The sequence below is a fragment of the Chitinophaga sp. YIM B06452 genome, from assembly GCF_039655965.1.
Lineage (GTDB): Bacteria > Bacteroidota > Bacteroidia > Chitinophagales > Chitinophagaceae > Chitinophaga.
Genome location: NZ_JAWLKY010000002.1, coordinates 145,057 through 169,060 on the forward strand (window position 1 = coordinate 145,057; position 24,004 = coordinate 169,060).

General features: G+C 51.5%; 28 protein-coding genes. 15 read left to right on the top strand and 13 right to left on the bottom strand.

Annotated elements, in window-relative coordinates:
- Positions 1–6 precede the first annotated feature (6 nt).
- Both R3I13_RS10285 and R3I13_RS10290 read left to right on the top strand, forming a co-directional pair.
- Positions 7–831 carry a histidine kinase gene (locus tag R3I13_RS10285; RefSeq protein ID WP_346317857.1) on the top strand — a complete coding sequence of 275 codons (825 nt, stop codon included), beginning with the start codon at positions 7–9 and terminating at the stop codon, positions 829–831.
- Complete coding sequence (locus R3I13_RS10290) at positions 828–1,550, top strand: LytTR family DNA-binding domain-containing protein (protein ID WP_346317858.1); 723 nt, start codon at positions 828–830, stop codon at positions 1,548–1,550. Before R3I13_RS10285 ends, R3I13_RS10290 begins: the two co-directional genes overlap by 4 nt.
- A 74-nt stretch (positions 1,551–1,624) precedes the next feature.
- On the opposite strand, the gene R3I13_RS10295 is transcribed toward R3I13_RS10290, so the two are convergent.
- Together R3I13_RS10295 and R3I13_RS10300 are read right to left on the bottom strand one after the other, a co-directional pair.
- Complete coding sequence (locus R3I13_RS10295) at positions 1,625–2,230, bottom strand: dihydrofolate reductase family protein (protein WP_346317859.1); 606 nt, start codon at positions 2,228–2,230, stop codon at positions 1,625–1,627.
- A gap of 36 nt (positions 2,231–2,266) precedes the next feature.
- On the bottom strand, positions 2,267–2,719 hold the full coding sequence (locus R3I13_RS10300; RefSeq protein WP_346317860.1) for an SRPBCC family protein: 453 nt from the start codon (positions 2,717–2,719) through the stop codon (positions 2,267–2,269).
- Between the two features lie 281 nt (positions 2,720–3,000).
- Here R3I13_RS10300 and R3I13_RS10305 point away from each other — a divergent pair, with 281 nt between their 5' ends.
- Positions 3,001–3,972, top strand: a complete 972-nt coding sequence (locus tag R3I13_RS10305) for an aldo/keto reductase (protein WP_346317861.1) — start codon at positions 3,001–3,003, stop codon at positions 3,970–3,972.
- Positions 3,973–3,996: 24 nt separating this feature from the next.
- A complete protein-coding gene (locus R3I13_RS10310) occupies positions 3,997–4,809 on the top strand; it encodes an AraC family transcriptional regulator (protein WP_346317862.1) in 813 nt (270 codons plus the stop codon).
- 7 nt (positions 4,810–4,816) lie between these two features.
- Here the strand turns inward: R3I13_RS10310 and R3I13_RS10315 are convergent, their stop codons facing one another.
- Positions 4,817–5,524, bottom strand: coding sequence for a MarR family transcriptional regulator (locus R3I13_RS10315; RefSeq protein WP_346317863.1), 708 nt, complete (start codon positions 5,522–5,524; stop codon positions 4,817–4,819).
- Between the two features lie 142 nt (positions 5,525–5,666).
- On the opposite strand from R3I13_RS10315, the gene R3I13_RS10320 reads away from it, so the two are divergent.
- On the top strand, positions 5,667–6,170 hold the full coding sequence (locus R3I13_RS10320) for a transposase (protein WP_346317864.1): 504 nt from the start codon (positions 5,667–5,669) through the stop codon (positions 6,168–6,170).
- Between the two features lie 104 nt (positions 6,171–6,274).
- Here the strand turns inward: R3I13_RS10320 and R3I13_RS10325 are convergent, their stop codons facing one another.
- Positions 6,275–6,832, bottom strand: a complete 558-nt coding sequence (locus R3I13_RS10325; protein WP_346317865.1) for a hypothetical protein — start codon at positions 6,830–6,832, stop codon at positions 6,275–6,277.
- A gap of 355 nt (positions 6,833–7,187) precedes the next feature.
- On the opposite strand from R3I13_RS10325, the gene R3I13_RS10330 reads away from it, so the two are divergent.
- Both R3I13_RS10330 and R3I13_RS10335 read left to right on the top strand, forming a co-directional pair.
- On the top strand, positions 7,188–7,532 hold the full coding sequence (locus R3I13_RS10330) for a hypothetical protein (protein WP_346317866.1): 345 nt from the start codon (positions 7,188–7,190) through the stop codon (positions 7,530–7,532).
- Entirely contained in the window at positions 7,511–7,648 is a 138-nt protein-coding gene (locus tag R3I13_RS10335) for a hypothetical protein (RefSeq protein ID WP_346317867.1), read from the top strand. Before R3I13_RS10330 ends, R3I13_RS10335 begins: the two co-directional genes overlap by 22 nt.
- Positions 7,649–7,689: 41 nt before the next feature.
- Here R3I13_RS10335 and R3I13_RS10340 read toward each other — a convergent pair whose 3' ends face one another.
- The 4 genes from R3I13_RS10340 to R3I13_RS10355 form a co-directional block, all read right to left on the bottom strand.
- Complete coding sequence (locus R3I13_RS10340) at positions 7,690–8,235, bottom strand: hypothetical protein (protein WP_346317868.1); 546 nt, start codon at positions 8,233–8,235, stop codon at positions 7,690–7,692.
- Positions 8,232–8,717 carry a hypothetical protein gene (locus R3I13_RS10345; RefSeq protein WP_346317869.1) on the bottom strand — a complete coding sequence of 162 codons (486 nt, stop codon included), beginning with the start codon at positions 8,715–8,717 and terminating at the stop codon, positions 8,232–8,234. The genes R3I13_RS10340 and R3I13_RS10345 overlap by 4 nt, the downstream gene beginning before the upstream one ends.
- A 145-nt stretch (positions 8,718–8,862) precedes the next feature.
- On the bottom strand, positions 8,863–9,150 hold the full coding sequence (locus tag R3I13_RS10350; protein ID WP_346317870.1) for a hypothetical protein: 288 nt from the start codon (positions 9,148–9,150) through the stop codon (positions 8,863–8,865).
- Positions 9,151–9,371: 221 nt separating this feature from the next.
- Entirely contained in the window at positions 9,372–10,625 is a 1,254-nt protein-coding gene (locus R3I13_RS10355; RefSeq protein WP_346317871.1) for a PQQ-dependent sugar dehydrogenase, read from the bottom strand.
- Positions 10,626–10,853: 228 nt separating this feature from the next.
- On the opposite strand from R3I13_RS10355, the gene R3I13_RS10360 reads away from it, so the two are divergent.
- Both R3I13_RS10360 and R3I13_RS10365 read left to right on the top strand, forming a co-directional pair.
- Positions 10,854–11,858 carry an acyltransferase gene (locus tag R3I13_RS10360; RefSeq protein ID WP_346317872.1) on the top strand — a complete coding sequence of 335 codons (1,005 nt, stop codon included), beginning with the start codon at positions 10,854–10,856 and terminating at the stop codon, positions 11,856–11,858.
- A 24-nt stretch (positions 11,859–11,882) separates the two neighbouring features.
- Positions 11,883–12,875, top strand: a complete 993-nt coding sequence (locus tag R3I13_RS10365; protein WP_346317873.1) for a phytanoyl-CoA dioxygenase family protein — start codon at positions 11,883–11,885, stop codon at positions 12,873–12,875.
- Between the two features lie 79 nt (positions 12,876–12,954).
- On the opposite strand, the gene R3I13_RS10370 is transcribed toward R3I13_RS10365, so the two are convergent.
- Positions 12,955–13,317 carry a helix-turn-helix domain-containing protein gene (locus R3I13_RS10370; RefSeq protein ID WP_346317874.1) on the bottom strand — a complete coding sequence of 121 codons (363 nt, stop codon included), beginning with the start codon at positions 13,315–13,317 and terminating at the stop codon, positions 12,955–12,957.
- 83 nt (positions 13,318–13,400) lie between these two features.
- On the opposite strand from R3I13_RS10370, the gene R3I13_RS10375 reads away from it, so the two are divergent.
- From R3I13_RS10375 to R3I13_RS10385, 3 genes are all read left to right on the top strand, one after another.
- Complete coding sequence (locus tag R3I13_RS10375) at positions 13,401–14,138, top strand: SDR family oxidoreductase (protein ID WP_346317875.1); 738 nt, start codon at positions 13,401–13,403, stop codon at positions 14,136–14,138.
- A 204-nt stretch (positions 14,139–14,342) separates the two neighbouring features.
- Positions 14,343–15,476, top strand: a complete 1,134-nt coding sequence (locus R3I13_RS10380; RefSeq protein ID WP_346317876.1) for an MBL fold metallo-hydrolase — start codon at positions 14,343–14,345, stop codon at positions 15,474–15,476.
- A 99-nt stretch (positions 15,477–15,575) separates the two neighbouring features.
- Positions 15,576–16,130: a carboxymuconolactone decarboxylase family protein gene (locus R3I13_RS10385; RefSeq protein ID WP_346317877.1), complete on the top strand. Its 555-nt coding sequence runs from the start codon at positions 15,576–15,578 to the stop codon at positions 16,128–16,130.
- 68 nt (positions 16,131–16,198) lie between these two features.
- On the opposite strand, the gene R3I13_RS10390 is transcribed toward R3I13_RS10385, so the two are convergent.
- Positions 16,199–16,963: a nuclear transport factor 2 family protein gene (locus R3I13_RS10390; protein ID WP_346317878.1), complete on the bottom strand. Its 765-nt coding sequence runs from the start codon at positions 16,961–16,963 to the stop codon at positions 16,199–16,201.
- 199 nt (positions 16,964–17,162) lie between these two features.
- Positions 17,163–17,573 (bottom strand): hypothetical protein, encoded by a 411-nt coding sequence (locus R3I13_RS10395; RefSeq protein ID WP_346317879.1) that lies wholly within the window; start codon positions 17,571–17,573, stop codon positions 17,163–17,165.
- Positions 17,574–17,765: 192 nt separating this feature from the next.
- On the opposite strand from R3I13_RS10395, the gene R3I13_RS10400 reads away from it, so the two are divergent.
- The 3 genes from R3I13_RS10400 to R3I13_RS10410 all read left to right on the top strand — a co-directional run bounded on the left by R3I13_RS10400 (position 17,766) and on the right by R3I13_RS10410 (position 21,284).
- A complete protein-coding gene (locus R3I13_RS10400; protein WP_346317880.1) occupies positions 17,766–19,727 on the top strand; it encodes a sensor histidine kinase in 1,962 nt (653 codons plus the stop codon).
- Positions 19,717–20,355, top strand: coding sequence for a response regulator transcription factor (locus tag R3I13_RS10405; RefSeq protein WP_346317881.1), 639 nt, complete (start codon positions 19,717–19,719; stop codon positions 20,353–20,355). The genes R3I13_RS10400 and R3I13_RS10405 overlap by 11 nt, the downstream gene beginning before the upstream one ends.
- Positions 20,356–20,495: 140 nt before the next feature.
- The gene (locus tag R3I13_RS10410) at positions 20,496–21,284 is read left to right on the top strand and encodes an alpha/beta hydrolase (RefSeq protein WP_346317882.1); all 789 of its coding nucleotides are present in this window, start codon (positions 20,496–20,498) and stop codon (positions 21,282–21,284) included.
- Positions 21,285–21,347: 63 nt separating this feature from the next.
- On the opposite strand, the gene R3I13_RS10415 is transcribed toward R3I13_RS10410, so the two are convergent.
- Together R3I13_RS10415 and R3I13_RS10420 are read right to left on the bottom strand one after the other, a co-directional pair.
- Positions 21,348–22,577, bottom strand: a complete 1,230-nt coding sequence (locus R3I13_RS10415; RefSeq protein WP_346317883.1) for a hypothetical protein — start codon at positions 22,575–22,577, stop codon at positions 21,348–21,350.
- Between the two features lie 30 nt (positions 22,578–22,607).
- Positions 22,608–23,876: a hypothetical protein gene (locus R3I13_RS10420; RefSeq protein WP_346317884.1), complete on the bottom strand. Its 1,269-nt coding sequence runs from the start codon at positions 23,874–23,876 to the stop codon at positions 22,608–22,610.
- Positions 23,877–24,004: the final 128 nt, after the last annotated feature.

Sequence of the window (24,004 nt, forward strand, 5' to 3'; positions counted from 1 at the left end):
GTAAATATGTATGTACTGGTACCGAAGCTTTTGTTCAGGAACAGGAATTTCGCATACTGCTTAGCTGTTATCTGCATCCTTATTATAGTGGCTATTGGCGGTCAATTTTTCAATCCCTTTAGTAAAGAGAATGGGGTGAATGTCCCGCTTTTTTCCTTCCTTACCGTGCTGCTGTTAGCGGCTTCCTCGTCTATAAAACTGTTCCAGAAGGGAATGATGGACAAACAATTGATCTATGAACTGAAACAATCCAAAGCCTATGCAGAACTGGAACAATTGAAAAACCAGATCAACCCGCATTTTTTGTTCAATATGCTAAACAATGCCAATGTCTTAACGAAGAAAGACCCCGAAAAAGCCTCGCAGGTCCTAATGAAGCTGAGCGATCTGCTTCGCTACCAGCTTTATGACAGTACAAGAGAAAAGGTGTTGCTAACCTCGGATATTCATTTCCTGGAAGATTTTTTAAATTTGGAGAAAGTAAGGCGGGATAGTTTTGATTTCCTGATCTCAAAAGAGGGAGATCTGAGCGGCGTGCAAATCCCCCCGTTATTGTTTATTTCGTTCGTGGAAAATGCGGTGAAGCACAACAATGACGCAACTAAATCGTCTTATGTAAACCTGTATTTCGATGTCAGGAACGACGAACTTTTCTTCAAATGCATCAACTCCAAACCTGCGCTTAAATCCGTTAATAACACTGGCGGATTGGGATTGACAAATATTAAAAGAAGACTGGAACTTTTGTTCCCGGCAACACATAGTTTACAAATCGAAGAAGACTCGGACAGATATTGCGTAACCTTGATCATAAAGCTATTACCTGCATGAACTGTATTATTATAGATGACGAACCTTTGGCAAGGGAAGCCATAGAAATGCTGATCGGTCAAACCGACAACCTGGACCTAGTCGGTTCGTTCAGCAGTCCTGAAGCCGTCACAAAGTTTATTGAAAACAATACAGTTGAATTAATCTTTCTTGACATACAAATGCCGGGGATCAACGGAATTGAATTTGCCCGGACCATTCCGAAAGAAACATTTGTGATCTTTACAACCGCCTATTCTGAATTTGCCACTGACAGCTACGAAGTAGATGCGATCGACTACCTGATAAAACCCGTGAAATTGGAGCGTTTTCAGAAGGCTGTTGAAAAAGCTCTCACCTACTCCAAATTATTCAAGGCGGATTACGCTGATAACAATATCGAACAGGTTGCAGATGATTTCTTCTTTGTGAAAGCAGACCGGAGGATCTTTAAGGTCTACTTCAATAACATACTTTTTATCCAGGGTCTAAAAGATTATGTCGTGATGCACAGCGAAAACCAGAAATTAATTACGGCGATGAATATCAAAACCATCTACGATCAGTTACCCAAAGATATGTTTGTGAGAGTAAGCAAATCCTATGTCATCAACGTTAAGCATATCGGCTCTGTAGATAATAACACGGTGTATATAGGTACAAACGAAATCCCTATCGGGAGTATTTACAGGGATTTCTTTTTCAATGAGTTTATAACCAAAAAGATCGTGAACAGGTAAGTCCTGATCACTTTCCCTGGCTATTCCTTCCCTCCAAAATCCACCATCCACTGCACCCCATACTTATCCGCAATTTACCTCCCTGCAATCTTCACTTCTCCCGCCGGCCTGTAAGTATTAAAGATCACCCCTTTCGGCGTACTGGCCGTTTCCACCAGCGAAAGCCCTTTAGCCGGCACTCCATTCTCAAACAGCCGCTTCCCTTCTCCCAGCACCACGGGGTACACCCACAAACGGTATTCATCCACCAGCTCCGCGGCGGTGAGCGCCTGCAGCAATACGCTGCTGCCCCAGGTATGCAGCTCCGGGCCATCCCCTGACTTCAGCCGGCGGATCTCTTCTATTACCTCGCCGCTTATACCCTGTGAATGCTCCCAGCTAAGCTGGCCTGGGCGATGCGTCACCACGTATTTCGTTGCCTTGTTGAATGCTTTGGCGATCGGGTTGCCGGCCGGCTGGTGCGGCCAGTAGCCGGCGAATATGTCGTAGGTCCGGCGGCCCAGCAGCAGGTCGAACCGGCCTGCCATGATCCTGCCGATAGCCTTGCCCGAGGCCTCGTCTGCAAATGGCATGGACCAGCCGCCATGGGTAAACCCGTTGCTCCTGTCTTCATCCGGGCCGCCGGGCGCCTGCATAACGCCGTCCACCGTTACGTGGGTGATGGCTATGATCTTTCTCATGATCATTCTTTTTTGTGTTTGTGATATATACCAGGATCAGGGAGCGTCCGGTATTTCGGGTTCTACGAGCTTAGCCAGCTTTTCCAGGGATTCCTGCCAGCCTAAATAGCACATTTCAACAGGTATCATAGCGGGAATACCTTCCTGTGTGATCTTTACCTCTGTGCCGGCAATATTTTTACTGAGCAGCACGGTGGTGGTCATTTCTCCCGGCAGGTTGGGATCGTCGAATGTATCCGTGTATTTCAAAACCTCGTTGGGCTTCAGTTCCACGTATTTTCCGCCGAAAGAATGGCTGTTGCCGGTGGTAAAGTTCTGGAACGACATTTTGAAGGAACCGCCCGTCTTTGCATTCATTTCATGAACGGTGCAAACAAATCCATAAGGCGGCAGCCATGATGCAATAGCCGCAGCTTCGGTAAATGCGCGGTAAACCTTTTCCGGGGATGTTTTAAGGACCCTGTGCAGGGAAACAGTGTTGTTTGACATAACATTTTATTTTAGCTCCTACTCTTCTGGCTTTTCGGTTTCGCCCGTTTTTTCGTGGTCGCTGCTCCACTTGTTTTTTTGCTGATGTTTTCAACACAACAAAGATGGCGGGAAAACCGGAATTGAACAGTGGTCGTATACGACAAATTGGGGGGTGTTTACGACTTTACCCCTTCAACCCATTCCTGAGCCATGCAGGCAAGTAAATTGAGCTATGGAAGAAAGTGCTCCTGTTGCGCAAAGCTGATCTTTGCATCATCAAATCAATAAAACAGCAAACAATGGCAACAGTAACAAAAATAGCCCTGGGCAATAACGGGCCGCTCGTATCCAAGCTCGGCCTGGGCTGCATGCGCATGTCACCCGTCTGGGGAGGCCCCTCCCGCGACGACAATGAAAGCATCGCCACCATTCAAACGGCTTTAGACAATGGTATCAACTTCCTGAACACAGGAGACTTTTACGGCGCCGGCCACAATGAACTGCTGGTGGGCAAAGCCATCAAGGGCAGGAGGAACGATGCGTTTATCAGCGTTAAATTCGGCGGGCTCGTCTATGGCGGCCAGTTCATAGGCCTGGACCTGCGGCCCGTCGCCATCAGGAATTTTATCAATTATTCCCTCGTGCGCCTGGGCGTAGATACCATCGACCTGTATGAACCCTGCAGGCTCGATAACAGCGTACCGGTAGAAGATGTGATCGGCACGGTGGCAGACCTCATCAAAGAAGGGAAAGTGCGCTACCTCGGCGTTTCGGAGATCACTGCAGGCCAGCTGCGCAAGGCACACAGCATTCACCCGGTAACAGCGCTGGAAATCGGTTATTCGTTGGCGGACCGCCAGATAGAAAGCGAGCTGCTTCCTACCGCCAAAGAGCTGGGCATAGGCGTGGTGGCATTTGCCAACACAGCCGAAGGGCTGCTCACAGGCGATATGAAAGCGCCTCTTCCCGCCGGCGCATATCAGCACCATTTCCCGCGTTTCCAGGGCAATAACCTGGTAAAGAACCTGGAAAAAGTGGAAGTATTGAAACAAATGGCAAAAGAAAAAGGATACACGCCCACACAGCTGGCCATTGCCTGGGTGAATGCGCAGGGCGGGCATATCATGCCGTTGGTCAGCATGAGCAGCAGGTCGCGCCTGCCGGAAAACATGCAGGCCATGGAGATCACATTCACGCCCGAAGAAATGAATACGCTTAACACGCATTTTTCACCCGGCGCAATATTGGGAGGCACCTACCTGCAGCGGTAGCGGCCTGTTTATTATCTTTATGCGATGACAAATCCAACTGAAATAATCCCCGGGCTCATCTTCTACTCCTACTATGCAGCCGTGCGCAAGGAGAAGGTAGCATTCCTGGAGCATAATATCCTGGTATTGCAGGTCTCAGGCCGCTTCATGCTGCAAACGGCCAGCCACAGCGCCTCCATGGGACCGGGCGAAATGATGCTGATCCAAAAGAACCAGCTGGGAGAGATCACCAAAACGCCTTTGGATGGCGGGGATTATCAAACCATTGTCATCAGCCTGCAGGAAGACCTGCTCAGGAAAATAGCGCTGGAGGAACGGATAGAGATAGGCCGGAAATACACCGGCCCCTCCAGCGTTATTGTTCCCGGCAACGATTTCCTGCATGCTTTTTTCCAATCCCTGCTGCCCTACATCCGCCACCCGGAAGAAAAAATAACCCATACGGTAGGCATGCTGAAAGTAAAGGAGGCGGTATACCTCCTCCTCAATACCATGCCCGCGCTCCGGGAATTGTTATTCGACTTTTCGGAACCTTATAAGATGGACCTGGAAAAGTTCATGGTCCTCAATTTCCACTACAACATCCCGCTCGAACAATTTGCAAGGCTCACCGGCCGAAGCCTGGCCGGGTTCAAGCGCGATTTCCAGAAGATATTCGGCATGGCGCCCCGGCAGTGGCTGCTGGAAAGAAGGCTGGCGGAAGCCCGGCACCTGATAGAAAAAAAGAACAAAAAGCCTTCAGCTATTTATTTGGATTTAGGCTTCGAAAGCCTCTCCCACTTTTCGCATTCTTTCAAGAAAAAATTTGGCAAAGCGCCTACGGAATGGCTGGTGTAAGCTGGCGTCATTGAGTATTTTTATCGTTTCGTTGTTTTGAATCCGAAAACTTAGCGATCCGCTTTTTCTGTTCCAACGCTACCTGGGCCATCTTTTCCTCTCCCAATGCTTCCAGGAGCAGGTCGTCTATAGATTTGTTCCTGGAATTTGACAGCAATTCCTGGTGCTGATGCTCGGTATCCTTCAGGATGTTAATGACCACCTGTTTGTCTTTAGGATCTATACCCTGATACATCAGCAGCGTGGGTTTATACAAAAGCTGGTATATTTTGAACAGGATCTTTTCGCCGGCTTTTGTTATGCTGACAAGCTTTGCCCGCTTATCATCCGGGTCAGTTCTTTCCGCCACGTATCCCAGTTTTTTCAACCTGCTGAGGATATCAATGCCCGTGGTCTGCTCGGTGAAATTGTATTGTATGATCTGCGCTTTCTTTACTTCTTTTAAATGGTAAATGGAGTTTAGGAAATAGAACCATTCCAGTTCAAACCCCGGCATTTCCTGCAAGGCCATTTTTGAATATACTGTTTGCATACCTGCAAGTCTCCCTATCAACTTTGCAAATACAGTATCCAGGTCAGGCGGGGTAAGCCCGCTGAATAATTGGCTGTTGCTTTCTTTGGCCAGGAAATACATGCAGAATTCCGTTGCCGAAGCCGCCGTGTTCTTCCGGGAATATTCTTCCCAGGCGCCGATTAGTTTCACCAGTTCAGTCATAACTTATATCGAATTCGACATAAAAATAGCAAAAAAGAGGCAATAATTGGATTTTATACCTACATTTGTATCGAAACAGACATTTTAAACATTAAAATAGAGCGAAAACGATAAAGTAAAAACAACCCACAAAATGATCAAAATGGACAATATAACAGCAAGTTACCTTACCAGGGCTGAGATATGGCTATGCATCACCACGCTCATCTATTTTCTCATGAACGGCGCGCAGATCTTTGAGACCCTTGTGTTTGTCCCCAAATGGACAGATGCTCCGCCCTCCAATTTCAAACTATTGCTGGACGGGCGCGGAGCCAGCCTGAAAAACTTCTGGATCATCTTCCATTCATTACATGAGATCACATTCATACTCGCGATCATATTCTGCTGGAAGATCGGTTTTGCCCGGAACTGGCTGCTGATCTTATTCGCCATTCACTTTGCAGTAAGGGTTTGGACGCTTGCGTTCTTCGCGCCCAACATCATCAATTTCCAGAAAATAGCGGAAACGCCTTCCCTGGTAAAAGACCTGGCTGCGAGAACATCTCTCTGGCAAACGCTCAACTACATCCGGGTAGCCATTTTTATAGCGGTTTCGATCGGGTTGGTCCCTTTATGCGTCAGGGTATTTAGCTTAAGACATTGAGGCGGCTAGTCAGAAGAACCTGACCGTTATTGATAAATGACCACCATCAAGAGGTTTTGATGGTGGTCATCTATTTTGCAATTTGCAATATAGCCGGTATATAACTAGATCTTCGCGATAAGTTTCAGCGTTTTCAGGTCAAACAGCAGGATCTCGCTTTTGTCTGTCTTATCGTATCTGCCATTATTGTTGCTGTCGTAGTGCCCGGTGATCACAAGTCCTCCCGTCTGCCGGTTCACGCCCCAGGTTCGCGTATAAAAATTATCCGGCGTCAACTGCACTTTTTCTTCCCCGTCTACAGAAAGCCCGAAAAGCTGGTAAGGGTCACTCCAGTCTATGCGTTTGCTGTTATCCAGGTTCACCGTGCGCGCCTCCACGATCACCCGGTTGATCTGCAGGCTGTCTATCCTGATCTGCTCAAGCTCCGATATATTCCCGTCCTTTGGGAAATCGACCTGCCTGCTCCGGCCGGTCTTTGTGTTGATGAATAACAGCTGCGTGCTGTTCAGGGTCGCCATTTTCCCCAGGTGCTCAATGGTCGCGATGGTATAATCCGTGCCGGTAATTTCTTTCAGCTTGTTAAAGTGAACATAATTGGTTTTGTCCTGCCCGTACACCGGAATTATCCAAAGGGAAAAGAATAAGACTATAGCATGTTTCATTGTATATGGATTTGGTTTGTTTTGCCAGGGATAGGGTGCTTTTTAGCTAAGACGCCCGGGTACAGGAAAAGTTTCAGGCACAGGAGGTTGTTTTTTGCAACTTGAGAAGTTCACACCTTTTACCGCGGAGTAAAATTTGATATATTTGATACAATGCCCTGCGGCAGCCCGGCTTATTGTATTCGTAACAAAAACATTACGGATCTCCTCATGCATTTCTTTAAAAATTTCCTGTAGGCTGCCCTCCTTCTTGTTTGCACTGCCTCCGGCGTTTTCTCCCAATCCTTTACCAAAGCCCAGATGCAGGAAGACCTGGACACACTGATCCACACCATCGCCCGCGTTTCTCACCGAGATGAATGCGGACTCCATTCCTTTCCTGCAAAGGGAACTGGCACGCTACCGCACGCAAGACCTCAGCCGGATCATTATCGATTTCAGGAATAACGGCGGCGGCGGCGATACCACCTGGCAGTCGCTCTACGCGGCCATCCTGCCCGTGCCGGTTTCGTATCCGCTGAAGATCAGCGCCAATAAAGGATTTGGGAAAGAAAAGGAAACAGGCATTTCCTGGGCGTGGGGTTTGCGCCGCTGGTGCTCACACTGCCGCATTCAAAGCTGCCCTACCGCATTGCGCCTTCGCTGGAAACCACCGGCGCAACCCACCCGGCGGACCTTATGCACGACCAGGCTGAAATAGAAGTGCCCATTGATATCCGTGATTTCATCACTACCAGCACCTACAGCGGCAACCTTGGCGATAAAACTTACCTGCTGAATCACGATCCGTTTATCCGGGCAGTGATGCAGCATTAGTTCGGCTACATCATCTAAACCGGCAACTGCCATGGGTTTCATTATTTTCCCGGCACGAGCTTCACCCGGTTCAGTGTATAGCTGTATTCGCCGTTCCCCACCCTGAACCGTTTCTGTTCATCCAGTATAAAAAACACGTTGTCATCCCCTTTCAGCAAATACACCTGCACCCCGGGGTTACTTACTTCCAGCGTATATACCTCCCCGTTAGGGTCTGAAGGGAGGCCTTTGGAAACGGACCATTTGCCTTCCAGCTCCTTCAACCGGTAAGAATGGCCGTCCTGCCACTTCACATCGCCTCCTCCCGTTATGCGCAGCATAAACCTGGCGGGTTTTGAAGTAGCCGGGTCGCGGAAAAGCGTGAGGCGGCATTTGAGTTTTTCGCAATCGCCGGGTATGGCCAGTTTCAGCTGTTGCGCAAGACCTGCGCAGGGCGCCCGCCCTTCAAAAGCGCCTAAAAAAGATGGTCCCCCGGGAATGGGCTGGAAGGTGATGGCTTCTGATATCTTGTTGTCTGCCGCGGCTGTCTGCGCTTTTGAAAGGCCTGTTATCAGCATGCAGGCGGCAATGGTCAGTAACGTTTTCATTGTTTGGGAGATTTACCGGTGATCCTGTTCAGGGTGTAGCTCCAGCCGCCGTTGCCCGTCATCAGGTGCAACTCGCTGTCCAGCAGGTGAAGCAGCTGATCGTTGAGCCTGAGCAGGGAAATCGTTTTACCGCTTTGCGTATCATGCAGTTGATATACGGTTGCCTGGGGATTGGAAGCTGCGCCTTTTTGAATATCCCATTGGCCTTCCAGCGCAATGGTTTTCCCGCCTCCTGCAAATCCTTTGGTGCCCTGCGCCGGCATCCCGTAAGTGCACCGCAGTCTGAAAGTGCGCTCATACAACGCCAGCTCCCATTTCATCAGCCCGCAGCCTTCTTTCGCATCCATGCCGGGCAAAGGCCGCGTGCCCTGGCTGCAGGGCGTGCTGGCTGCGAAAATGACCGGCGGCGGAACGTCGCTTTGCGAATATGCATGCATTACCGACAACAACACTAAGCCTATCGTCAAAAAGGAAAATTTCATAACCCTGCGTTTTCCTGAAAGCTACAACCAGCCCGCCAGCCCGCGTAAAACTTTACACCTCCGGCCCTCCCGGCTTGACAAAAAGCGTTTTTTACCGCAAGCCTTTTTGCAGTTTCCCGGGTTATTGCGCCTATCCTGCGCGCTCTTATGCCTTCACCCGCTGCAACAGCTTCCTGCTTTCTTTGCTCACAAATGTTATCGGCACAAATGTGTCTGTAGGCGCGCCGATATAATACACGGTCCACTCAGGGTCATGCTGCGCAAGCATTTCGCTGATACAGTCCGCGCGGTGCCCCATGGGATTGGCGCAATCGTCCCAATAAAACAACTCCACCCGGTAGTGCAATTGTTGCTTCTGGTTGTTGATGGTCACCTCAACTTCGATCTCCTGCTTGCCCGGGAGCGGAGGAATAGGAATAACAATGTGGCTCATAACGTACGTATTATACCGCCTCCGCCACAAGAAGGCTGCCAACCTGGAGCGGCACGTAATACACATCACTTATGTATGTAATTTTTCGATATCTGTCCGGCAGCGGGCAACCGGGCGTCCCGGAGCGGACGATACAACTGGCGGCGCGGGTTCAGTTTTCCGCATAAAAAAAGCCTCCCGGGCATACCGGGAAGCTTTTATATCTTTTGAAAAATATCTTCTTACTTCTTGTATATGCGGTACAGTTTGCCGCCATCTGTAACGGCATACAAAGCCCCGTCCTTTCCTTCGGTGATATCACGGAAGCGCTCTTTTTCGTTTTCCAGCAGCCTTTCTTCTCCCGTCACTTTATTGTTCTCGATCACCAGCCGCGCAATGTGCGTGCTGCTGAGCCCTGCAATGAAAAGATTGTTCTTCCATTCAGGAATGCTGTCGCTGCTGTAAAAGGTAATGCCGCTGGGAGACAGTACAGGGTCCCAGTAATACACAGGCTGCTCCAGCCCTGCTTTCTGCTGGATGCTGTCGCCGATCTTTTTACCGCTGTACTCAAGGCCATACGTAATGGTAGGCCAGCCGTAGTTCTTTCCTGCTTCTATCCTGTTCAACTCGTCTCCGCCCCTGGGGCCAAACTCCGTTTCCCAGAGATCGCCGGTAGCGGGGTGGAACGCAAGCCCCTGCACATTGCGGTGGCCGTATGAATACAGCTCGGGCCTTGCATCGGCTTTACCTTCAAAGGGATTGCCGGCAACGGGTTTGCCGTCTTTCGTGATACGCACTATTTTCCCAAGACCTGATTTCAGGTCCTGCGCCTGCGGCCTTGTTTCTAGGTCCGAACGTTCGCCGGTGCTCACCACCAGGTTGCCGCTTTTGTCTATCAGGATGCGGCCACCATAATGCAGCGTGCCTTTATAAGCAGGCGTAGCGCGGTAGATCACGGTGGCGCCTTCTATTTTCTTTTCGTCCGCGGAAAGTTTTCCTTTCGCTACAGCGGTCAGGTTGCCTTCGGGCAGTGCTTCGGAGAATACCCAGTATACCATGCGGTTGTTCGCAAAGTCAGGGTCTGCGCGCAGGCCCAGCAAACCGCCCTGGCCGGCGGGGTTTACGGGTGGCAGGCCGGTGATGGAATCGCTCACCTTCCCGTCTGCCGTAGCAATGCGCATGGTGCCTTTTTTCTCAGTGATGAGAAAACGGCCGTCTGGCAGCGTGGTAATGCCCCAGGGGGATTTGAGGTCAGTGCTCAGCACCTTGCCTTCGTAGGCAGTGGCGGATTTTATGCCGCCGATCCTCGTTTGCCCGGGGAATGCCGGTTTATAATCGGTGTTGGCGGCTTTGGTTTCAACGGGCGCGCCGGCAACAGCACTGTCTGCCGTTGCCTCGCCGGTGTTTTTGGGAGCGCTCTGGCCGCAGGATGCTAAAATGAAAGTGCCTCCAAGGCAGATCGCCGCCAGAAAGCCGGGTTTCGGATACATGTTCATAAAATGGTTTTATGTTACGATTGCTACTTAAATATAATCCAAGTTTCTATAATATTCTGCCGCCGGTGCTTGGCCCACAAATTGACGCCCGATTTTGAAGGAATTTTGAAATGACCGCATAGCTTACGGCATGCATTCGCTTTGATTTTGATGGACTTTGAAAAAGAAATACTGTATTTTTGAAATATATTGACAGCCGGGCAGGTAAAGGCTGGATATGATCTCCGCATGAAAAGATTCATCAGAACGATAAAGACTGCACTCTCTTATTCCTTGCCCCTCAGATATATGCGCTACAGGCGCAGGTTCAGGGGAATTGACATACACCCTTCCGCCAACATCCTCGCGCATGGCGGCGTTTTCGATTACACGCAGGGCAATGCCGTAGGCGAGCATTCCAGCATCATCCTTACCGAACGGTCGCGCATATACCTGGGCAAGGGCTCCTGGGTGGGCAAAGACGTGCTGATAGAACCCGTTCCCGGCGGCGCGGTTGTGATCAACGACCGGAGTTCCATACAGGACCGCTGCCGTTTGATCGGCGAGGTGACCATTGGCGCCAATGTGCTGCTGGCGCCTAATGTCTTTATTTCTTCCGGCAATCACTTTTACGATGTGGAACCTTATGCGCCCATCCGCTACCAGGACGAGCTGGTGCATTCCAACGCGGAATATGAAGCGCTGCGGAGCCAGGAAGTGGTGATTGAAGACGATTGCTGGATCGGCACGAACGTCGTGATCATGCGGGGCGTGAGGATCGGCAAGGGAGCCATCATCGGGGCGAACGCGGTGGTCACCCGCGACATAGACCCCTATTGGATCGCAGGCGGCATACCCGCCAAAAAGCTGAAGCCACGGTTCAATTTCGTACCGCCTTCTTACATCAATGTAACTGTAAAAGAACAATGGCCCTTTTTCTATTCCGGGCTCCTGCTGGAAACACAGAACGGAAGTTCCCTCATGCGAATGGGCAGAGAATTCGTAGTTTGCCTGAAACCTGCGGCGGAAACGGCTGTAAAAGAGATCAGCCTGCAGGTGGACGCCCGGCAGCTTCCCGGCGGAACTACGCTGCAATATAACGGTCACGCGCAAACGCTGCAGGAGGGTATTCACAAATATACATTCCCGGCCGGCGCGGCGACCGATGGCATGTATCAATTCACACTGACATTCCCGGCCGCCGCAGGCCCGGGGCAGGCAAAGCTCTACCTTGCTGAGGCAGGGCTTCAATAACATTCACAGTATAAACTTACCCATATGAGCTTGATCAAGGATATACGGATATTCCTCAAAGGTTATTCCGTATACAAAAAGGAAAAACAAACACCCGAAGCCGCCTATCTCAGCATGCGGAGGCTGTTCGCCAAGACCAACGGCCGCTTCAACAACATTGCCGCTTCGCTGGAAACTGCTTTCCTGCCCAAATATAAATTCGGCGCCAGCATTAACGGCATACTGGGCACGCTTTCGCCGGACGAAGTGAAACAGGTGAGCCAGTCCATCCGGGAAAACGGCTTTTATGTTTTTCCCCGCCCGCTGGAAAAAGAAAAAGTAGACGAGCTGATCAGGTTCGCCCGCACAACACCCGCCATTCCCCGCATCGCGGGCGACAGAACCCCGGCGGTATACAGCAGCGAACAACCAGTGAGCCCGGTATACGATTTCACGGCGCAATCCTTGTTCGAAGCGCCGGTGATACAGTCGCTGCTGACAGACCCCACCGCCCTGGCCGTAGCGCAGGAATACCTGGGCCCCAGGCCCATGCTGGACCTGGTGACCATGTGGTGGAGTACCGCCGCCCGCAGGAACACAGACCTTTCCGGCGCCGCGCAGCTGTATCACTTCGATATGGACAGGATCAAATTCCTCAAGTTCTTCATTTACCTCTCCGATGTGAATACGCACAACGGCCCCCACTGCTACGTGAAAAGGTCGCACCGCATCAAACCCAGGCCCGTACGCAGGGACGGCAGGATACCCGATGAGGAGCTGATGGCCAACTACCCCGCCGCCGATTTCGCGGAGATCACCGGGAAAGCAGGAACGATACTGGCGGTGGATACTTCCGGCTTCCACAAAGGCAAACCGCTGGAACAGGGAGAACGTTTGCTGTTCCAGATGGAATTCGCCACCAGCATGTTTGGCCAGAACTATCCGCCCGTGCAGGTAACAGACAAGATCGCGAAAGAATTCCTGGACAATACGAAGAAGTACGAAAGAACCTATAAGGAGATATTAAAGGAGCACTAAACGATTCCCATATTGCAAAGAGCCGCGCTTAATACGCGGCTCTTTTGTTTTCCGGGCCCGGCGGGCAGGCGGCATCTTCCTATTTCCCCCTGATCTTTTTTCTATGTTCCTTTCCCCAGCGGATCATTTCAAGGATGATGCCGCCGAAGGACTTGCAGTACTCTGTGGACATATATTCCACTTTCGTGGGAAAATCAGGGTCTTCCACCCGTTTCACCAGCTTGTTCAGCTCCATCTCCTTCAGCTCGCGCGACAGCATGCGCGTGGTAATGCCGGGGATGCTGCGCTCAATTTCCCGGAATCGCCTGTTGCCGTTGCAAATGGAGTTGATAATCGGCAGCTTCCATTTGCCGCCGATCACGTAGATGGTGTCCTGCAGGGCCTGCACCTCCTCCGCCTGGTTCCGCGGGTTGGATAATATTTCGCGTATCTCTTTATTCATCTGGTATCATGCGTTATACTGGTTACAAAGTTATACCAATCTGCCGGTAACTTTGTTTTTGTAATCATAAAAATGACAAGCTAATGAGCATGCAACACAAAACAGCCCTGGTCACGGGCGGCAACAGTGGTATCGGGTATGCCACGGCAAAGGAATTAAAAGCAAGGGGTGCTGCAGTGATCATTACCGGCAGAAGGAAAGAAGCCGTGGAAAAAGCTGCGGCGGAACTGGGAGTGATCCCCTTCGTTGCTGACCAGTCCTGCCTGGGAGACACAGACCGCCTGGCGGAAGAGGTAAAGGACCGTTTCGGGAAGCTGGATATTCTTTTCATCAATGCCGGCATTACCGGTTCTCTCCCGGTAGAACAGGCCACGGAAAAGCACTTCGATGATATCATGAATATCAACTTTAAAGGCGCTTATTTTACGCTCAGCAAATTAATTCCCCTGCTGGCGGACGGCGCTTCGGTAGTGTTCCTTTCCTCCAATACCGCGAGCATGAGCGGGCCGGGCTCATCCGTGTATTCAGCCAGCAAGGCCGCGCTTAATTCGGTGATGAAGATCGCGGCATTGGAACTGGCTCCGCGGAAAATAAGGGTAAATGCCGTGAGCCCCGGTCCTACCAAAACGGAAGTACTGAATAAAGGCGCATTCGATGGAGCAACGCTGAAACTTATTTCCGAAACGCTGGTAAACCGCATCCCGCTTGCCAAATGGGGCGCAGCCGAAGATGTGGCGCAAATGGTCGTCTTCCTGTGCGGGGAGCCGGCCAACTTCATCACGGGCGCCGATTTCCTGGTGGACGGCGGAATGTCTTTGTGACAATAGATCCATCTGAATAGCGGCCCGCATGCATTGCGGGCCGCTTACCTACCCTCTTGTACATATGAAATATTACTCCTATCTTAAAATAGCTTTAAAAGGCAGCCTTTAATCCCTTAGCCAGTACGCAGGTCTTTTTTGCAAGTCTTAAAATATTCCCCCAACCTGTTCGTCTACTGAAACAACAGCTTTTAACTGTTGTAAATGAGAAAAAAGATATTCCGCATCCTCACACACACATTCCTGGCAGTACTGGGCCTCCTCGTACTGCTGACTGTCATAACTTTTATATACATGAAACAAAGCAAGTTCGGTAAAAGTCCGGCCGGGGAAAGGCTGGAAATCATGAAACAATCGCCTAACTATAAAGACGGCAAATTCCAGAACATCCACAACACGCCTGCGCTCACGGAAGGCTATGGTTACATCGGGGTGATCAGTGAAATCCTTTTCAAAAGGTCGCCGCGCCGCAGGCCGGCAGACAGCCTGCCTTCCATCAAGACCGACCTGCGGAACCTCCCGGCAGACAAGGACGTGCTGGTATGGTTCGGCCATTCCTCTTATTTTATACAGGCGGACGGTAAACGTTTCCTCGTAGACCCCGTTTTCAGCGGCAACGCCTCTCCCATCCCGGGCACCACCAAATCCTTCAACGGGGCGGACATCTACACCGTGGCGGAGTTGCCTGACATCGATTACCTGCTGATTTCCCACGACCACTACGACCACCTGGATTATGAAACCATTATCCAGCTGCGGTCTAAAGTAAAAAAGGTGATCTGCGGCCTGGGTGTCGGTTCCCACTTTGAGTACTGGGGCTATGCGAAAGACCAGCTGATCGAAAAGGACTGGCACCAGGAAGTGCCGCTGGGCGGCGGTTTCACCGTACATACCACGCCCGCAAGGCATTTCTCCGGCCGCGGTTTCGTGCGGAACAACACTCTATGGATGTCGTACGTTCTGCAAACGCCTTCCCATAAGATATACATCGGCGGGGACAGTGGCTACGACACCCATTTCTCGGAGATCGGCCACAAATTCGGGCCGTTCGATCTTGCCATACTCGAAAACGGGCAATACGACCCGAAATGGAAATACATCCATTCCATGCCCGAAGAAGTACTGCAGGCGGCTAAAGACCTGAAGGCCAAACGCCTTTTCCCCGTTCATTCCTCCAAGTTCATGCTGGCCAATCACCCCTGGGACGAGCCGCTGGCCAAACTCTCGGAGCTGAATAAAACGGCGGGCATTCCCCTCGTTACGCCTTTTTTCGGCGAGCCGGTGAACCTGAAAGATACCGCCCAGCAGTTCACACAATGGTGGGTAGGAGTTAATTAAGTACCTGTTTAAAAATAATCCGTAGGAGATGTCCAATTTCTGTGAGTCCGGTCATTATAAGGTTGAATCTGATATTTAACCATCAAAAATGACTGTAAAATGGATACATTTCTTGCTCCCATTGAAAAGCCCAAAGGGCTGATGATGAAACTGGCGTATTTCTTTACGAGCCGCCAGTTCGGCAAAGTGCTGATGCCGCTGAAAGTGCACTCCGCGCGCCTGCCGCTGGCCTTCGGGATGTTTTACGGCAAAGTGAACTCCCTCGACAAAAAAGTACAACTGCCTGAAGAAACCATCCTGCTGATCCGCCACCAGGTGGCCCGCATCAACATCTGCCTCTTCTGCATGGACGCTTCGCGTTATGCGCTGATCAACGGCTCCATGAATGCGGCCAAGTTCGATGCGCTGGATGAATACAAGACCAGCCCGCTGTTCACCGAAGCGGAGCGTGCCGCGCTGGATTACGCCACCGAGCTGACCCGCGAAAAAAAGATACATCCATCGACCTTTGCAAGGCTGGCGCATTATTACGACGAAAGCCAGGTCTGCGGCATTGTATGGCTGGTGGCCAGCGAGCACCTGTACAACCTGACCAACCTGGGATTGAATATCCACTCGGATATGCTCTGCGATATTTCAAAAATGAAACGATAAGCAGGGATACAATAGAAAATCCCCGGGGCATGATGCTTCCGGGGATTTTCTATTATTGCAAAGCCCTCTTATTCCTTCACCAGCTCTTCCGCCACTTCTCCTTTTTCCTTTACCAGCAGCTTGTTTCCATTGACAAACTCGAAAGTAAGGTCGCGCTCCTTCATGAAGAAAACGCCTTGCTTTTCCGGGTAAATGGCGAATTGTTTGCCATAGGCCGTTACCAGCAGCGCATCCTCGCCGGCGCTGATCTCAGCAACGCCGGTTTGCGGGCCTTTGTATTTGCCCGCATAGGCACGAAGCACATCAGCAGGCAGCGTGATTGCTTTGCGGGTGCTGAGGTATGGCGCAGGCGCATGATCGTAGCTGAGCACACGGGTCATCTTCCACTGGCCGTTCTGCTTTAGCCAGAGATGCGTGAATTTTGCCCAGCCATCGCGGTGCTCGGGCGCTCCTTTTTTGTTGATATAGAAATAATGTTCCCCGCTGATAATGGCGCCGTAAATGACCTCATTTTTTTCCATCGGGAAAACCTTTACTGTGCCGGGCACCGCCTCCCTTCTCAGGTGAAATTCATCAGGCTGCTTGCAGAGACCATCTTTCATGGAGGCCAGCAGCGCATCCAGCCCGAGGGTGATGCCCCCTTTGTCGTGGTAGAACTCTACGCTGTCTGAAAAAAAGCCGGCAAGACCTTTCAGGTCGCAGGTGTTGTAGGCTTGCCAGAAAAGACTGTCCTTTTCCAGGATGAGCGCGGTAAGCTGCGATTTGTTATCCTGCGCGAAAAGGCGCGCAGTTGTGGCAACAGTCAATAAAATAATGAGGAAATACTTTTTCATTGATGGCGGATGTTTAAATTCGTCCACAAGATAATGAAACATAGTACTATTTTATACATAGTACTATAAACAGATGAAATAACTGATAAACGGAAAATACCGGGGATAAATGGTGTAAATAAAAAATGCCCTGAAGACCAAGGCATTCTCTGTTTTTGTTTTTTTGTGAAACTGTGGGGTTTCCGTTTACTGAAATCGTTTAGTTAAATCCATATACTACCGTGCCTCCCACGTTGCTAGTTGCTGTAAAAGTTTCGGTTTTCACCACTTTGTCGTCCGCCAGGATTTCGATGATCAGTGTGCCGGCCACGGTAGCGTGTGCACTGAAACCGATAGTGGTCGCATACTCTACCCTGCGCTTGAATTTCACGCTGAAGGGCAATGCCGCGTCATCCAGGGTGGTCCTTCCCCCCGTCTGGTTGTCGTAGGCAATATCGGCCTTCGTGACACCGGTGGTTGATCTTACCCTGTACTCGATATTCACGTCTTTCGGGTAACCGGCCATGGGGTTTACCGGGTCATCTTTGTCTGAACAGGAGGCCAACAATGTAACAGCGGCGAAAATGGTAAAAAAGCCCGCGAAAATTTTCTTTAATGACAGGTACTTCATCTATGTATGTTTAAATTTTTTTCTCTGCATTCAGGGGTATAGGAGATATAGTAAGGACTGCTTACAAGCGCAAAGGTACCTGTGCATATGCCTTTCATCAATACCGCCAAACAACGAATTTTGTCTACTGGTTTTCCGGTATATTCGCGGTACCGGAAACTAATGTTCAACATTTATTGTTTATTTGCCCTCATGAAACGATCCATATGCCTGGCCTGCCTCATCGTGTGTGCGTCCCTGGTTGGCAGGGCGCAGTCCAACGGCAGCAAGTATGCAGACAGCCTTCTGCACATTACGCAGCATTCCGCTTCAGACAGCAGCAAAGCATCCGCCTACCTGCTTCTTTCTTACTATTACGCATTCCGCGATTCGGCCCTTGCCCGGCAAAACCTTGACCATGGCCGGAAAGCAGCCGCGCCATATCCGTTCCTCTATGCACTTTCCTACTTCTACGATGGCGTAGCGCGCTACGGCGTTTCTGATGTTGCAGGCAGTGAGATCGCATTTATGAAGGCAGACAGCCTGCTGAGCCAGTTCAGCACAAAAGAAGCCATCAGCTTCCGTTCCAAAACCTGGCGCAACATAGGCATACTCCGGCAGGCGGGAGGAGACGAAGAAGGTTTCGCGGACCTTCTCATCCACAAAGCCATCCCGCTGGCGCAACAGGCGGGAGATACCATTGCCGTCGGGAAAAATTACCTGGACCTTTCACTCGTGTTCAAGAACACCATGCAATACAGCAAAGCCACAGGTTACATCCTGCAGTCCATCCAGGTGTTCAGGACCAAATACTCCGCCGGCGACCTGATCGTGGCCTACAACACCGGCGCGGAGAACTACGTGCTCGATAAAAAATATCCCGAAGCCAGAGCCATGCTGGACAGTGCGTGGAAACTGCTGGCAGACTGGCCCGCCAAAGAACTTTACATTGACTACTACACCGCGGAAAGCATGTATTACGATGAAACGAAGGACTTCCGGAAATCGCTGGCCAGCATAGACAAAGGCGTTGCCCTCGCCCGGCAGCACAGCAAACAGTATGAGGAACAGCGCCTGCTGCTGCAGAAATATTACACGTACTTTAACGCGAAAGACTATACGAATGCCCGGGAAGTATTGAACTACCTGGTAGAACAACCCGAAATGATGAGCCAGATCGGCAACCGGCTGCAGGTGTATTACGGTCTTGCTGAAACCAATTCTACCCTGGGCTCCATGCCTGCCGCCTATAACTGGCTGAAACGTTACAGCCTGCTGAGCGACAGCGTGAATGAAGTGAAGCTCGCCAACAACATACATGCGCTGGAGATCAAATTCAGCTCGGCGGAAAAACAAAAAGAGATCGCCGCACTGAAAATAGAACGTGAAAAGGCCGAGCTTTCCGCCCGCAACAACCGCCTGATCAACTGGCTGCTGGGTACCGCCAGTATGTTCCTGCTCGTGCTCGCCGTATTCTCCTGGCTGATCTACCGCAACAACAAAAAACTGGCGGAGCAGCAGCTCAAAGAGATCGAACAGCAGCAGGAGATACAATTCAGCCAGGCCATGCTGCAGGGCGAAGAGCGCGAACGCCGCAGGGTGGCCGGCGATCTGCACGACGGGCTCGGCGGTATGCTGGCCGGCGTGAAGATGAACCTGACCGGCCTTACCGCAGCGCCCGTGGCAGGCAACGGTTCCGAACTTCACAAAGTGATCAACCAATTGGATTCCTCTATCAGCGAGCTGCGCCGCATTGCGCGCAACATGATGCCGGAAGCATTGCTGAAATTCGGGTTGGACATTGCATTGAAAGACCTCTGCGGTTCCATGATGACGGAAACCGTGAAGATCGGTTACCAGTCTTTCGGCATCGAAGGGTCCATCCCGCAAAACACCCAGGTGACCATCTACCGCATCGTGCAGGAACTGCTGACCAACGCCACGCGTCATGCCAACGCCAGCAACATCCTCGTGCAATGCAGCCAGAACGGCGATACCTTCCTGGTGACCATCGAAGACAATGGCAAAGGTTTTGACACTGCGCTCGCGTCCAGGGCCAAAGGCATCGGGCTGAGCAATGTGAAACGCAGGGTGGATTACCTGCATGGCAATATGGAGATCGTATCCGCTGAAAATGAAGGCACCACTATAAACATAGAATTGAATGTTGCATAACGACAAGATAGCGCTGGCCATAGCAGACGATCACCCGGTGGTGATCGAGGGCCTGCAGAAGCTGCTGGAAAACAAGGAGCACATCCGCATTGCGGGCTGCTTTACAACAGGCGCCGGCATCATGGATTTCCTCAAAACCAACCGCGCGGACATTGTGCTGCTGGACATTACCTTGCCCGACGCCAATGGCATGGACCTTTGCAAAGAGATCAAGCAGCTCTCCCCTTCCACCTGCGTGCTGGCGCTGAGCAATCACAGCGAGCGGAGCATCATCATGCAGATGTTGCAGAACGGCGCCAGCGGCTACCTGCTGAAGAATGCATCCGGCGACGAGCTGATGAGCTGCATCAACGAGGCGCTCAGCGGGCAGGTCACATTCAGCAGGGAAGTAAAGGAAATCATAGCGCGCCCGGGCCTGAGCGAACTGAAGCAGCTGCCGCAACTCACGCGCCGGGAAAAGGAAATACTCCAGCTGATCTCCGATGGCAAAACCACCGCCGGCATTGCGGAAGAACTATCGCTGAGCCCGCTTACCGTAGAAACCCACCGCCGGAACCTTTTACAGAAATTTGAAGTAAAGAACGTAGCCGCGCTGATCAAAACAGCGGTGCAGCAGGGGTTATTGTGACGCGGTTTGTTCGCAGGCCCGGCCGGGCAGGACAAACACAGTAATTCCGCATCATTAAACACTATCCGGGTATTGATGACGCCCCATAAGCGTGATAGCTTTGCTGGTATCCGCTTCACGCTTATTTAAAATTCATCAGTATGAAAAAACGAACCCTTTCCCGGAACGGCGCCCTCGTCACGAAATGCATCGCCGCGTTCCTTATCCTGGTCCTGCAAACCGGCCTCGCTTTTGGCCAAAGCCCCCTGAAAAATATTGTACTGGTGCACGGCGCATTTGCCGATGGTTCCGGCTGGGAGGATGTGTATAAGATCCTTTCCAAAAAAGGCTACACGGTACATGTTGTCGGCAATCCGAACACGGGCCTGCCGGATGATGTGGCGGCCGTTCACCGCGTGCTGGACAAGATCACCGAGCCCGTGCTGCTGGTAGGTCACTCTTACGGCGGCGCCATCATCACCGAAGCCGGTAATCACGAGCGGGTGGCTGGTTTGGTATACGTAGCCGCATTTGCTCCCGATGCCAACGAACCGCTGCTGAAACTGCTGGAATCTGCCCCTCCCACTCCAAAAGCCGGTTACCTGCCGCCGGATAAGGATGGCTTCGTTTGGTACGACAAAACAAAATACCACTCCGGTTTTTGTGCAGACCTGCCGAAGGATAAAGCCGCATTCATGGCCGACTCCCAGGTACCTGTAGCGGCCTCTGTATTTGGCGCCGTGATCGCCAATCCCGCCTGGAAAACCAAAAAAAGCTGGTACGTGGTGGCCACGCAGGATGAATCCATTCACCCGGACGGCCAGCGTTTCATGGCAAAACGTGCAGGCGCCACCGTTACCGAGGTGAAAGCCAGTCACGTGGTATATGTCAGCCAGCCCAAAGCCGTCTGCGAGGTGATCGAAACCGCGGCCGCAGGCGCTGCAAAATGATCTTCATAGCGTCCGTTGTAAACCCTGGTTCTATGCCCGTGCGTCGCGGCATAGAACTTTTTTTTACTGACCCTTCAGCATGGCGATGATCCGTTTTGTTTCTTCAGGGTAAAGCGTGATGAGGTGCGTACGTATGGAGTCCGGCGTGGGATTGGCTGCGCCGTTGGTAAGCAGGGTGATCGTGTTGCTGGGTAGCGCGGGCATATGGCAATCTATGCAGTTCTGCGACAATGTGGCTGCCGGCAGGGAAGTGAGTGCACAAAAGTCTTTACTGCCTGCCTGGTGACAATTCATGCAGCGTTGGGAGAAAGCCTGCATATTGCTTGTTTCGCGGATATGCGGGTTGTGGCAGCTGGAGCAGTTCATGTCTTTGCTTTCCATAAAACATTTGCTGGCAGTAAACAACTGGTATTGGTTGCCGTGAACGTCCAGCGAAGCGGCTTTCGCCGGCATGCCGATGTCCGGGAAGAAATAATCGGTGAGGTCGTCACCAGGTTTGAAATCAAAAACGGATTGCTGCGCGGTGCTCAGGCCCGAATGGCAGAGCGCGCACTGGTCCAGCCGCTGCTGGTTGGTAAGCGCCCTGATGCGCGTGATATGCTGCGCCTGTTTCTCCCCGGGATGCGTGGTATGGTAATCCGCATGTGCTGCGGCGGGACCGTGGCAACGCTGGCAATCGATGCCGTACAGGGTACGGTCGCGGTGAAAGGTTTCCCTGATCTGCAAACCCTCGATCTTCGTGTCTTTGATCCCCACGGAAGAAGTATGGCAGCCAAAGCAGGCGCTGGGTATGCTTCGGTCGAACTTGGGGTGGGTGGGCGGAAAGCCCGGGCTGTTGGCCCACTGGCCCGCGCCGCTAAGCCAGGAAACCGGCAGCTGGAAAAAACTGCCGTCATCCCAGTACAAAAAGGTCTGCGCCTTTCTCCCCGACCCTACCGTGATATCGAACCGGTGCGCTTCTTTCAGTATGCCTTTATCGTAACTGGCCTGGAAAAGGCCGCTGTCGCGTTTTTCCATGGCCACCACCTTGTCACTGGTATAATGATAGATATTCCCCGGGCCAGTAAAGCTGCCCTTTACGGTTTGCGCGCCGGCTTCGGCAGAAGTGTTAAAATGAGCGGTCTGAAGATAAGCATCGTACACAGCCTGGTGGCATGTAGCACAGGAAGCCTGGCTGGCATATTGCTCCCCGCGGAGATCTGTTTTTTTTGCCGGGCGGTTGCCGGTGCATTGGGATAAGATGACGATACAGGAAACAATGAAGCCGGAAACAAGGGCCTGCCGCTTATTCATAGACGTTGGAATTATGCTTAAAATATAGGGTTATTTCGTAAGTCTCACATTCCGCACCCTGCCCGTTCCTTTAAAACGGAAACTAACGCCCACGATCTTCATATCTTCCCCGGTCGTAACCTGGTAAGCGGGCCGGCCATCCACCCGCACGGTCACCAGTCCGTCCTTTGCATCACAGGCTACTTTCGTCCATTGGGAAAGGTCTGCGCCCAGGCCGGAGAGATCATGTTCTTTTCCTGAAACGAATTTATCTACTACCATTATATTCAGGTCAGACACACAGCCTACGCCTGCCAGCGGTATGATAATGGCGCTGCCGGCGCAGAGCAGGTATATCTCTGAATGCCTGCAAACAGCAGTGCCTTCCCCATAATCGTTCACTACTTCCGCTTCGAAATGGAAATTTTTTGAGCTGAGTGAATCCCAGCCGCCAATCTTGCTGTAACGCACCCAGGGCGCTTCAGGCTGCATGGGAATGTTCTTCGCTTTTATCTGCGCTTCGCTAAGCCCCATTTCACCGCCTTTTACAGCGTCCTTTTCCTCAAAGTACACTGGCACGCCCTGCTGCTCGATCATGGGCAGCCAGCCTTTGGTGGTGATCATCAACTGGTGCTTCTTCACCACTTCGCCGCTTACCACCAGCCTGGCCTGGAAATGACCGGGATAATAATACACCGAAGTAGCCTGCCGCTGGTTCCTGGACACTCTTATGCGCCGCGTAGGGTCCCAGTTCTGCTGAATATACACCGAATCCTCCGGCGCGGCGGACGCATCGTAATCAAAGATGACCGAATTAGGAACGCCTTCCGTAACGGTTTTGCGGCTGGAGAACCGGTAAACTTCCGCAGCCGGACCTGCCGCAGCCGTTTTTTTATTCCTGATGGAATTGAAGCCCAGGATAGCTGTCACAATGATCACCCCAAAACCAAGACCTGCCCATATGTAACGGCCCTGTTTGCCCGGGATGACCGGGGTAATGACCGTTTTATGCCGGGTGTCTTCATTGCCCGGCTGCGGTGTTTTATCCACGCTTTGCCGGAACGCCCGCCAATGCTCAAACCCCAGGTATTGCGCCAGTGTATTGAGCGTGGTAACCGTAGGCGCGCTGTCATATTTCACCCGGCCCCAGATGCGTTTGAGCGTGGTGCTGCTCAGGGTAACGCCGGTGGCTTCGAGGATGTTTTCTGAGAGATTCTCAAAGTCCTGGTTCGTCCATACGGCACTGACGCCCCAGTTCAGTTTCTCTTCCACCGCTTTGCAACAGGCGGCGAGGTATTCCGCATCATTATTGTTTTTCATTGATAGTCAGTTTTTTAACTCCGTGCACGAACTTGCACAAAGTTGAAACGGGTTTGGAATGCTCCCTCTTTTCATTCTTCTAACCTTTGACTGGTCGTTTCCGTCCGCATTCAAAGTTTAAAAAAAAT